Source organism: Aromatoleum toluolicum, assembly GCF_012911005.2.
In the GTDB taxonomy this organism is placed as follows: Bacteria; Pseudomonadota; Gammaproteobacteria; order Burkholderiales; family Rhodocyclaceae; genus Aromatoleum; species Aromatoleum toluolicum.
Map to the genome: position 1 here is coordinate 1 of NZ_WTVS01000109.1, position 12,002 is coordinate 12,002.

Sequence of the window (12,002 nt, forward strand, 5' to 3'; positions counted from 1 at the left end):
CCCTATGACCGTGAATCTCAGCAGTTACACCCTCCCCCAACTCAAGCAACTCGGCGCCCGCCTCGAAAAGGAGATCGCGCGACAGGAAGCCGCGGGGAAAGCCGCCATGTTGAAGAAGCTGCGGAGGATGGCGCGCGACAACGGCATGACCCTCGATGACGTACTGCGCGGCCCCGGCACCGCCACAGGGAAGCAGACCGAGCCCCCCTCCCGCGCAGCACCGACCCGCTCGCCGCAGCCGGCGAAATATCGCCACCCGTCGAAGATGGATCTCGCCTGGTCGGGACGCGGCCGCAAGCCGCAATGGGTGGAGGCCTGGCTCGCGATCGGCGGCGCGCTGGAGGCGCTCGCGACGGCCGCCGCACACTTCGAACAGCGACAGTCTCGAACCAGTAGCACCACCGCCAATAAACCGACAAGCCCCATTCAACCGTCGGCAAGCGATTCGCCGGCGCAGACGCCAGTCACCGTCGATTAGGCCTTTCTCACACGCCTCACTCTGCAGGACGCTTTGCCATGACCACGCCGACCTCCCCTGCGAAACCGCGCAAGCAGCCCGCGTTGCGCTTCAAGACCGGTGACGACGTCCGCGAGATGCGAAAGAAGCTCGGTCTCAATCAAGCCGAGTTCTGGAGCCGTCTGTCCGTCACCCAGTCTGGCGGCTCGCGCTACGAGTCGGGTCGAAGCATTCCGGGCCCCGTGCGTTTGCTGCTGCACATGACGTACGGCACGGAAAAGCAAGCGGCTGACTTGCTCGCATGGCTGCGAGGAATGGGGTAGGAGCCGTCGCGGCCCCATGCGACGTCTGAGTCGCCGACAGGCACCAGATCGGCCACCACACCGCCAGATCGTCTCGGACGAACGAATGTGCAAATGTTGCACATTACTTACCGCACCATCACCGTTGTCTGCAGCCTGTACAAAATTTGCACAGCCTGAGGGGGTAATGACCTGCCACAGGGGAGCCCCCTGCTTCCGGTTGTCGGCCCGTCTTGCGTTGGGGTATGTCGCCGCCAAGGTCAGCAACGAGGCGGTCAGCGGCCGCAGCTCCGACAGTTGGCCGCTACTTCCGCGCCGAGGATTGACCTACAGCCGGACCCGGCCCGGATCTGCCTGATGATGTTTGCAAGGTCGAAGTTGGCTTTCTGATCTTCAAGCTGCCAGTCGTTTCTTTAGGCTGACCGCCTCGTCCTCGGCCTGACCGGCCGATCGAGGTTTTACGCGGAAGCGGACGTTAAACTGGGCCGCAAATCGGTAAGCCGCCATTCGCTTTGCTACGCCCTTTTTGTGGACGACGGGCAGCTTTCTGATGCGCTCCAGACGTTGGCCAGCGACTTGGCGAGGTCTCTGTCCGGCCAGGAGCTGCCGGTCGGCTTCCATCCCAATAGCGGACATTGTCATGAAGCCATGTACATAGCAATCCAGTCGGGGTAGCCTAATGTTAGATTGCGCGCCCCCAATTGAGCAAACATCAGACATCATAATTCATACTTATGTACCGCGTAGATTTGAAGACAAAGTCGCTTGTTGCACTCAAGCCCACCGGCTTCTCTGAGCTTTCTCTCAGAGAGCGATTCGACATCCAGGAATGGATCGAGAAGACACCGGAGATTCTTGGTGAAGACCTACTTGTTATAGGCAAGGAGGTGATACTGCCGTCGGGAAAGCGGCTAGATCTTTTGTGCATTGATAGGCAAGGCCGCCTCGCCGTTGTCGAACTCAAGAGGGACGATTCGGGAAGCGCGGTCGAGTGGCAGGCGATAAAGTACGCATCTTATTGCTCAAAGCTCTTGCCGGACGAAATCCATCGACAGTACGCAACTTACCTTGGAAAAACGGAAAGTGAGGCCGAGAAATCGATCGAAGAATTCATTGACATCGACATTGCAGCCCTGAATAGGGAGCAACGCATCATCCTCGCCGCACGCGAGTTTAACTCCGAGGTTCTCTCAGCAGTTCTGTGGTTGCGAGAGTATGGATTAGACATCCAGTGCACCCGTCTAGCGCCGTACCTAGATTCTGACGGAGAACTATTCATCAAACCAGAAACAATAGTACCGCTACCTGAGGCTAAGGACTACATCGAGCGCAAGGAGTTCAAGCAACGAACTGCCGCTGCAGGCGCAAGCGATTGGACGGGATATTGGTTTGTAAACGTTGGGGAAGGCCCTCACCGTACTTGGGACGATAACGTTCGCTATGGTTTCCTTGGAGCTGGGCAGGGTAAGAAATACTCCTCGGCGCTCCTTCGCTTGTCAGTTGGCGACCGAGTCTACGCCTACATGCGCGGACTAGGGTACGTCGGGTTTGGTGAGGTCACTAAGCCCGCTTGCATGATTCGGGATTTTATAGTCGATGACAGCAACACATTTCTTCTTTCGGCAGAATTGAAAGCGGCAAGAGCTGATGAAAACTCCGACAACGAGGAACTGTCCGAGTGGGTCGTTGGCGTTCGTTGGATCAAGACCTTTCCCAAGAGCCAGGCGAAGACGTTCGCAGGTGTCTTCGCAAACCAGAATGTGGTCTGCAAGCTTAGGCACGAACAGACTCTGAAATTTGTGGAGACGGAATTTGCGCAGTGAAGCGCTAACGCCGCCGTAGCCTAGCTGAGCCGGTAAGACGGGTGGGGCGAGATAATTGAGAATTCACCATGTCAGTGTCAAAAGAAATCCAAGAGGCCATTTCTGAGTTCCTGATGATAGATCCGGATGGCTGGGGAATTGATCCTCAGCCGCAGAAGAACATCTATGCTCAAGTGAGAATTGATGGCTGGCCTTCTGTTGTGCACTATGAATTTCGTTACAATCAAGAAACCGGCCTTTACGTTGAATTGCATGCGGAGCATCAACAGTACTCGTTCTTAGTCCTGTGTTTTCTTTGTGCGTGGAGGAAAGTCGGACGATTAGTGGGTATCCCGTTTGCTTTTCTGAGGGTTCCCATCAACTAGGTGCAAACCGAAAAAGGTGGCCATCGCTCAGCATTTCTTTGGGGGCGCATGTAGGGGGCAAAGTTTCCGCTACAGTGATGAACGATTTCATCAAATCAACTCGTCCTACGGTCGCCAAAGCCCTTGGCCATTGGTCGCAACACCGTGGCTAAGCAGTTCGATCACAGTTAGGAGGCAAATCAACCGCACGGGGCACGCGGCACTTGCATCCTGACCCTCTCAAGGGCTTGAGAGTGAACGGAAGCAGCAATGACGTGCCGCCTAAGCTCCTGTCGCAAATGAACAAGCTGGTGCGCCAAGACGCTGCGAACGAGAGGTGGTAGATCATGGAAGACTATTCAGCCCATAACCTGTTGAGCGTTCTGCGCGAGTTGCACGGTATCGGTTATCGAGGTCTCAGGTTCTACTCGTACCGTAGGTGGATCGGCACCCTCGCGATCAACATTTACCGCGAAATGCCTGTGAGTGCATCGAGCGGTGAAGCGCTCTACGCCCCGATACGAGGTTTTGAGGTGAAACCCGACCTGACATTCAGACACCCGAGCAAACGCGACCATGCATGGGGTCATGTTGGTATCCCGGTAGGCGCGGCGGCGCGGCAATTTGCAGATATTCATTTACGTGATATGGACGCCGGCATCGGAGTATTCGATGGGGAATACTCCGAATGGCTTGATAGCGCCATTGATCTCTGCCCGTTTGGAAGGCTTCCGCTGACGGGCGAACCAAAGGAGGTAGCGCAAGGGAAAGCAACTCAAGTGGCGCTGTTTCCGGAGGACCACTTTCAGCGAGGAGTCGTGCCGCTACTGGAGAGTATTTTTCTTCCCGCGCCACCTGGCTTGGCGGGCGCAATCGATCCTTATCAGACCTTCAGGAAGGCGATGGAAGAGCGCGCATGGAAAGAGGAGATTCTGCGCGAAAAGGAACAGTTCAGAAGATTTGCACTGCTCGAGAAGGGAATCAGAAAGCAATGAAGCTGTGACCTAAACTGCGCCGAGGAGCAGCTTTGCATCTCTTTCGACTGAATGCCCGTTCAATGGATATCTCTATAAGTCGAAGCTGACTGTGGTGACATTCGGTTCGGAGGGAGGCGCCATGAGGCGGCCTCCTATCCCGATTGATAGGCCGCTTTCCTTAAGCTTGACTGACTGCTGAGGGTCGGGCACGGACGGAGCCCAGAAGAGGCTGGACGACAGCTTTCTGACTGATCTGGCCCTCCACGTGGGAGTTCTTCACTTTGCGGCCTAGCGGGCAGCTTGCGACTGGAACCGGCCAGCCAGTTGTCACGCATGGAGGACGGGAGCCGACCCTTTGGAGATATTCCGGAGGTCTGTTCCGCGGGCACACCGCACGTTTTGATTTCAGGCGCGGTGGCTTCGGCACCTCCTCGGCGGTACACTTTGTCGGTGCAACTCCGTGATGCGGAACTAGCGATCGGCGACCTACGACGCGCTTCAAGCCCACCATAAGGCGGCGAGGAGCCTGCACCCCCTGCTTCTCGCCGACAGTTATGACAATGACCCAGAGCTACAAGCATTCGGAAGTTGATGGCCACGTCTAAGAATAAATCGAAGCCGAAAGCGCCTCGCGGCAGCAGCGCGAAACGCGCGCCTGCGACGCTGCGGTCGACGAGCGGTGCCGGGTTCGAGTTCGAGGACCTGTTCAGCGCCTGTCAGTTGGTGAAGGCCCTGTCAGGTGAGCAGCCACCGGGTATTGGCGGCGTAGTCACGCAGGTCCAAGCCCAAGTTTCGGTCTTGGGATGGCGCATCGACGATGTGCTGCTGACGGCCCAGGCCACCACCGCGCCGCGGCGGCTTGCGATCTCGGCGAAGGGCAATTTGCAGGTGACCGCCGCTGGCCTCCCCGCTGACTTCGCGACGCGCGCTTGGGAACAGTGGCGTGACTCGCAGGGGCCATTCAATCGTTCGACTGACGGACTGGCCTTAGTGACGCTCGGCACCCATCAGGCGTTCGACCCGACGTGGCGAGAAGTGAAGAACGCGTGCAGCGGCACGGATACGGCGCTCACGATGAGCCGCATCCGCAGCAACACGAGGCAGTCGCATGTCTTCGACAGCGTCCAGAAGCCCGGCGACGCGTCCGACGAAGAGACCATTGAGCTCATTCGCCGCCTGCACGTGCTGCCGACCGACTTGCAGTTCGCGCACTCCGAGAACGAAACCCAGGCTGTCGCGCAATGCCGTCGCTTGCTCTCATCTGGCCGTGACGACGAAGCGCAGGCTCTCTGGAAGACGCTCATCAACGTCGCGAAAGATGTGCGCCTTCGCAGCGGGACAATCACCATTCCGGACCTATTGTCCTTGCTCCGGCGCCAGTTTGACCTCCGCCATCATCCAGATTTTGAGCGGGATTGGGAGACGCTCTCTAACATCACAGCAGACCACAAGGCGCGGATAGAAACGGAACTGCCCTCAGGCTATGCCGTGCCCCGCACGGCGGAGAAGGCGTCGCTCCAGGCAGCGGTCGCCGACAACCGGGTCACGGTGGTGTTCGGGGAGTCGGGCTCAGGCAAGTCGGCGCTGGTCAAATCGGTTTTGGACAGCGCGTATCCATCTTGGAACCAGGTGTGGTTCGGTCCCGAACACCTGAAGACGGCGCTCAGCGCGGCACGCCGCAGCGCACTTCCCTTGACGCACGAACTTTCGCTTGTACTGAACGCTACGGTGAAGCCGCAGAACGTGCTGGTCATCGACTCGGCGGAACGCATAGAGGCCGGCGAGTTCGTCGTCATCCGCAAGCTGCTTCAAGCCATCCTGCCGAATGACGGCGAAGAGACCGAGGGGGGATGGCGGGTCGTCATCGTCACGCAAACGCAGAGCTGGGGCGAAGGCGACGAGACGATACCCGGTGGGCGTAAAGCGCACTTGGTCGAGGTTGAAGCGCTCAAGAGGGATGAGGTGAAGCAGGCGCTTCTGCCGTCGCCCATCTTGGGCTGGTTGGCTGCGCATGACGATACCATCGCGGCGCTGACGAACCTGCGGACGCTCGCTTGGGTCATTAATGCGGGCGCGGCGCTGGGATCGAACACCAGCGGACTGGCGTCTCACACCGCCATCGCCGACCGTCTCTGGAAGTACTGGACGAAGGACCGCGCGGACGTTCAGGCCCTGATGATGCGCCTCGCCCAGCGAGAAGCATCGTTTGAGCGCAGCTTCGCGCTGACCGACTTGGAGCCGGCGGACGCGGCGACCTTCACGCGGCGGCCCGAGGAGCTTCCACTGCGCCTGAACGAGCGGTCCAACCGCATCGAGTTCGAGCACGATCTCGCGGCGGATTGGGCGCGCTTCCAGTTCCTGAAACAGATTTGGACGGACACGCGGCAGTGGGCCACCCTGGCGCGCAGTCCGCTCTGGACGAACTCGCTCCGGATGCTGGGCCAGTTCCTCCTGCGACAGCAGACCGAGACCGGCATGGCCTGGGACGTCGCCTTCAGGGCCGCGGAGGCTGCGAAGAACGAGCCGGCGGGCAATATCCTCCTTGATGCGCTCTGCTTGGATCCCGACGCTGAACGCTTCCTGATCGAACGCGTCGACCTCCTGCTCGACAACAGCGCGAAACACTTCACGCGGCTGCTTCTGCGCTTCCACCACATCGCGACGGTGCCGACCGGCGGCGGAATGGGACCGAGCGCGGCGCTCGGCTTGTACATGGAGGCGCACTACCGCTCGATTGTCCTTGGCCGGTGGCCGCCCGTTCTCCGCTTCCTCATCGCGCAGCGGGAGCGACTAGCTGGGCTGGTTTCGTCCGCTCTCGCGAAGGTCATCGAGACCTGGCTGACGAAGACCCCGCGCACACTGAGCAGCGGCAATCCGATGCCTTTCCGCCTAGAGATGGCGGAGATGGCGCTCGCCATGGCTCGGACCGTGCAGGTCGAGAAGGGCCACGGCGTGATGTACCTGACGCGTGAGCCGTTGCTGTACACCGCACCACTGGCTGGCGCGGCCGACCTGCCAACCGAGGTCGGGAACTGGGCGCTCGAACTCGCGGGACGCCGAGAGATCGACGCTGACGTCAAACGGCGCATCGCCGAGGTTCAGCTACAGAAGGCGAAGGCTCACGCCGAGCGTCTTAAGACCGATGCCGAATACAAGGCACGGCACGAAGAACGGAAGCAGATGCCGCCCTCCCTCGGGTCGTTCCGCGAGCGCTTGCCGCCTTGGCCTCTGGGGGCCAGCGACAAGGTCGACATGGATTTTCGGACCGCCTGCATCAAGAAGAATGGCATCCTTTCTCTGATGAGTGCGCAGCCTGAGCTGGCGGCCGAAGTCCTGCTCGCGCTCATCATCGAAGATCAGCCGGAACGGGAGTATGGATCCGCGCGGTTCGAAATGGACCTCGGCCTCGAATACCCCGAGGACGCGTACCCGACGGCCTTTTGGAAGAGCCCGTTCTTCCCCTTCCTCCAGTTGGCTCCAGAAACGGCGCTCACGTCGCTCATCGCGCTGGTGAACTTCTGCACGGAGCGCTGGGTCGCCGAGGTCATGAATGGTCGCGCCGGTGAGGCTCCCGGGGTGACGCTGCAATTTGCGGACGGGTCGAAGAAGACCTTCCCTGGCTGGTGGCAGGTATTCGGCTGGCCGCAGTCCAATGACTTGCGAAACGGTAACTTGTACGGCGCTCTCGATGCGTTGGAGCGCTGGCTTACGCTGCGGCTCGACGCGGGTGAGGACATCATCGCTGATATCGAGAGGATACTCCGAGAGGGGAACTCCGCGGCACTCGTCAGCGTGCTTCTCAACGTCGCTAAGTATCGACCGTCGCTGCTGGCGGGGCCGCTCGCAGCCCTGCTGACGTGCCCAAACCTGTTCTTTTGGGACAGCGTGCGCGTGAAGCAGATTGGCTACAACTTCATCGGATGGAAATGGCTCCAGGGCGGCGAGGCGATGTTCAATTTCGCCCGTGATTGGACCTTGGCACCCCATCGCCAACAGAAGTTCCTTGATGTTGTTGTCGAACTCCTGTTGGCCGACGACGACGTTGCGCGGCGTCTTCAAGCGCTGCTGCCGACCTGGGGGCTGCCTGAAGACCGCAAGGAGGCGTTGGAGTACAGGCTGTTCTTCGCCGCGCTCGACCGAGCCAACTATCAGGTCGTCACCGACCCGGCGACGGGCGAAGAAACCCAGGGCTTCATCTGTCCTGACGAGCTGAGCCTTGAGGTGCAGTCATGGCAGACCGATAGCGCGCCCACCCTCGCATATCTTCTAGTGCCGGACCGGTGCGAGCAGCGGCTTCGGGGCGGTCAACCGCTCACCGACGATGAGGCCGCGTACCTCTTCAATCTGTCGAAAGAGTGTGAGGCGGGGGCCGAAGGGGGCGATGAGGACGCGAAATCGAGTTGTCGTTTCGCTGCAGCCAGTACGCTCGTCGCATTGGGCGGCGCTTGGCTCTCCCAGAACCCTGACGCGCAGAAGCACGCCCTCGAAGTCGTGCGCGCCGGTGTGGCGGCGGTCGCGTCGACAGGAGAAGAGATTCGCGGGCAGCGCATGGGGAGCCCCCGCGACGAGCTGAAGTTCGTCGCCTACGCGGTCATGCACCTGTGGCTCGCCGATGGAGATGGCGTTCAGGAATGGGAGACCGCCGTCCTGCGCCTTCTGACGAGCGGCGACACGCGAGCGGCCGCTGTTGTGGTCGACGTCGCCCACGCCAATCGAGAGCAGCTAGGCACCGCATGGTGGCGGCTGCTCCGCGCCGGGCTCTTCTGGTCGGGCCTCAACCTGCTTGCTACACACCACGGTGATGGCGACGATGCGGAGCGCGCCTGGAGGGTGTGGCTCGCGCGGCTGCGACGCTTTCCACTCCGTGGACCGAACGCGACGCCGGATGAGCTCGATTTCAAGCGTGTCGTCGCGGGCCGAGAACGTTTGGACTTCCAGCGCCGCACGCGGCTGTACGAGGCCGGTGACAAGAATTGGCGGGGAAAGCCGGAACGCAAACGAGGCGGCTCCCTAGACGGTCACTTCCTCGGTGTGGTTTTTAACTGGCTCATCGACGGCGGTGGCACTGGCGACCGCGATCTCGACACGCGATTGGCGCTCCGCATCTGGGATTACGACGCGACGCGCGCCAAGGCGCGCGAGAAGAAGCATGGCGAGTACGACCTGCCGAGCCAGAACCTCGGCTACGGCATCCTTCTGAAGCTCGCAGCCTTGTCGATCACGGCGCCCGCAGGGGAAGACCGTGAGGTTTGGGAACCCGTTCTCGCCCACGGCCCGGCCGCACACTACGCGCTGCAGCACTTCATCGGTGGCTTATTCCTGCGCCTGGGGAAGGGTGACGACCCGGTGGCATTCGAACGCGTCTGGCGGGCCACCGCGGAGTACGGCCTCGCAGCCAATTGGTCTCAACCCGGTCTCTGGTTCTACGGCGAGCGCTTGATTTGCGACCTGCTCGGCTTCGGCAACGAGGACGCGCTGTCCCGGCTGAACTCGGACGCGGCCCAGCGGATGAAGGATGTCTACGAGTGCTGGGCCGCCGCGCACTTGGCTCGCGACGAAGAATGCGTCACCCGTTTCTGCCACTTCCTGACGACAAAGTTCGGAGCCCCACTTCGGCTTGACGGACTTCGCTGGCTCGCCGTCATGCTAACGGAGCGCGAACCTTCCAATCGCTGGTACCGCGAGGGTACGAACGACGCATTGGTGGAGTTAGTGGCGGTAGCATTGAGTTCCGACGCACAGGCCCTGTCGCAACACGCTCAGGCGCGGCAGGCGCTTGTCGAGATAGCGGCTGCACTTGCAGGTATGAACATCCCAGTCGCCCTAGCCCTACAAGAGCGCATCAAGCAACTGCGATAGCGGTCGAGAACAGGCTTCATTTGGTCGGCGTGACGAAAGTTCGCTCGCCGCCCCAAACTCAACGTCTGCAATTGGATGATCCTGGCGGCCGCTGGGTTCGTTAACTGGCATTCGATGGGCGGCATCTCAAATGACCGCCGCACACCCAACCTAATACGATAGAGTGCCAAGTCTCCTATAGCCAATTTGCTCTACCGACGCCGCCGCACCGAGATGGCGCTCAATCTGCTTTGGGCGGCGTGGTGTCTATGGCCTTCGCAAAGGTGAAGTGCATGGGATACGGCTCATTGCGTCTGAAGTCCGGCGACGACAGGTTTTCCTCAACGGGCCGCGCCGGTCCATACGCCTCAATGTGATCCGTGGTTTCCCACGGGTGCGGGAAGTAGACAAGGGACGTCTGCACCGGCTCCTGGCCCATGCCATCTTCCTTGGGCATCGGTAGCGCCATCTGATGAACGTGATTGCCGTACTGAATCATGAACATCAGGTAGGGACACCCCGAGACCGATGCTTTCCTGCGAACCAACATGAAGCTGATCTTGTCGTTGGGTACCGGTCCAGCGATGAACTGGCTGTATAGCATCAGCGGATGAAAAGGGAAGCTCTCAAAGGTGTGCTTCTTCTCCAAGATCCAGTCCTTGAGGTGCTGGCACTTGCTGACCTCGGGTTCAGGCATCACAGCAAGCGCCATCTTCACGAAGCTTTTGAAGACGCCCATCGGGATGTATGGCGGACGTTCAAGCCGCATTTCGATCCGCTTGGCCTTGTCATCGAACTTGAGACGCGGGTCGCCGTTGCGCACGGTCAGCTTCAGGTTGCCGTTCTTGACGTCGATCCGGAGATCACTGTCTGAGGTCACGAACGTCGGTACCTTCTTTTTGCCCCGGATGCGACCTGTCGAGCGAGCCAGCAACGACCAGTCTCCAAAAGGGCGTCGACGGCTGAGGCGAAATGAGTGTTGCAGACATCGCACTCGCGACTGTCGATCAGCCACTTGTTGCCGATCTGCTCGGGGAAGGCGTGCGAGATGTTGTCAAAAGCCACATCCGGGGCGGACTTGCCGCAGTACCTGCAGACCTGCGGTTCGCCAGCGCCAAGAATGACCTCGGCCGACTTCCGGTCAAAGTTGTCAGCAGCAAGAAGGTCGTAGCGCTGCTCCAGCCACTGGATCTTGCAAGCGTGCGACTGTGTCATCTCGGGTAACGGGCCAGCCTCGGGCTCAGGCCTGAAGTCAAGACGCCCAGCGTCCGGAAAAGCATCCAGGATCGCTGCGCGCTCCTCGTTGGTCTGGGGCACTGCGATGACCATGGATACGCGGTCAGCCTTCAGCAGCGCGAGCCGGGCCACGTCTACGCCAACGAACAGGACCAACCCGACGAAGTTCCCCACCGCTTGGTCGTCGATTAAATCCAAAGATGGGCCGGAGCCGATGTTCACCGTCTCGCCGGCGGTGAGCCTTTCTACGGTGGCCGGCGTCAGCAGCGCCAAGAGCTGCGACCTGTGGGACTGCGCTGCGTTCAGGGCCAGCGGCGCCCCTCCTTGCTGGGCGAACCCAATGGCGAAGGCGATGGTTGCTGCGAGTTGCTCTGACCGGTCATCCAGCGAGCCGGTCACTATGGTGTTTTGAATCGCGGGCTCCCGCGGATCTTCAGTCGTTTGCATCATGTGATTTACCCCCTATAGACTAATTCTGCTATCAAACTCTGCAGTTGCCAGGACTGAGATTCATAGACCGCCTGACGGTGTGCCGCGTATCCAAAAATGACTGCAGCACCTTGAATCGCCCCGGGTTCCGTGGAGGCCGGTTGGTTTAAGTCAGGCCGCGATGGCGGCCTGACGGGCGAGTTGCCCGTAGTAGTTTGCCTCAGCTTCTGCGGGCGGGATATACCCGATGGGTTCAAGCAACCTGTGGTGGTTAAACCAGGACACCCATTCCAGCGTTGCCAGCTCCACGGATTCCTTGGTTTTCCAGGGCGCTCGCCGGTGGATCATCTCCGCCTTGTACAAACCGTTGATCGTTTCTGCCAAGGCGTTGTCGTAGCTGTCGCCCTTGCTGCCGACTGACGGCTCGATGCCTGCTTCGGCCAGCCGCTCGCTGTAGCGGATCGAAACGTGAGCTTGCCCCCATAAAACGGACGCCATGAAGTGAAGTTCTAAGGCTTCATGGAGGAACGTGAAATGAAAGCGAGGATACCGAAGCGGGTCTATACGACTCAGTTCCGCGAGGCGGCGGTGCGGCA

The 12,002-nt window shown here is 60.2% G+C and carries 9 protein-coding genes; 6 read left to right on the forward strand and 3 right to left on the reverse strand.

Annotated features, from left to right (window positions below; all coding sequences use genetic code 11):
• From GPA27_RS26355 to GPA27_RS26380, 6 genes are all read left to right on the forward strand, one after another.
• Positions 1-478: H-NS histone family protein (locus GPA27_RS26355; protein WP_246261505.1), on the forward strand; the 478-nt coding region annotated here is incomplete at its 5' end.
• Positions 479-516: 38 nt separating this feature from the next.
• Positions 517-780: a helix-turn-helix domain-containing protein gene (locus GPA27_RS26360; RefSeq protein WP_169143399.1), complete on the forward strand. Its 264-nt coding sequence runs from the start codon at positions 517-519 to the stop codon at positions 778-780.
• A gap of 713 nt (positions 781-1,493) precedes the next feature.
• Positions 1,494-2,582, forward strand: coding sequence for a DUF8606 domain-containing protein (locus GPA27_RS26365; protein WP_169143400.1), 1,089 nt, complete (start codon positions 1,494-1,496; stop codon positions 2,580-2,582).
• A 68-nt stretch (positions 2,583-2,650) separates the two neighbouring features.
• Positions 2,651-2,947, forward strand: a complete 297-nt coding sequence (locus GPA27_RS26370) for a hypothetical protein (RefSeq protein ID WP_169143401.1) — start codon at positions 2,651-2,653, stop codon at positions 2,945-2,947.
• 326 nt (positions 2,948-3,273) lie between these two features.
• The gene (locus tag GPA27_RS26375; RefSeq protein ID WP_169143402.1) at positions 3,274-3,921 is read left to right on the forward strand and encodes a hypothetical protein; all 648 of its coding nucleotides are present in this window, start codon (positions 3,274-3,276) and stop codon (positions 3,919-3,921) included.
• A 573-nt stretch (positions 3,922-4,494) separates the two neighbouring features.
• Entirely contained in the window at positions 4,495-9,762 is a 5,268-nt protein-coding gene (locus GPA27_RS26380; protein WP_211165259.1) for a hypothetical protein, read from the forward strand.
• Between the two features lie 220 nt (positions 9,763-9,982).
• Here GPA27_RS26380 and GPA27_RS26385 read toward each other — a convergent pair whose 3' ends face one another.
• The 3 genes from GPA27_RS26385 to GPA27_RS26395 form a co-directional block, all read right to left on the reverse strand.
• Positions 9,983-10,621, reverse strand: coding sequence for a hypothetical protein (locus GPA27_RS26385; RefSeq protein ID WP_211165257.1), 639 nt, complete (start codon positions 10,619-10,621; stop codon positions 9,983-9,985).
• Positions 10,618-11,427: an HNH endonuclease gene (locus tag GPA27_RS26390; RefSeq protein ID WP_211165258.1), complete on the reverse strand. Its 810-nt coding sequence runs from the start codon at positions 11,425-11,427 to the stop codon at positions 10,618-10,620. Before GPA27_RS26390 ends, GPA27_RS26385 begins: the two co-directional genes overlap by 4 nt.
• Before the next feature lie 150 nt (positions 11,428-11,577).
• Positions 11,578-12,002, reverse strand: a 425-nt coding sequence (locus GPA27_RS26395; RefSeq protein WP_246261506.1) for an integrase core domain-containing protein, incomplete at its 5' end; no start/stop codon positions are given.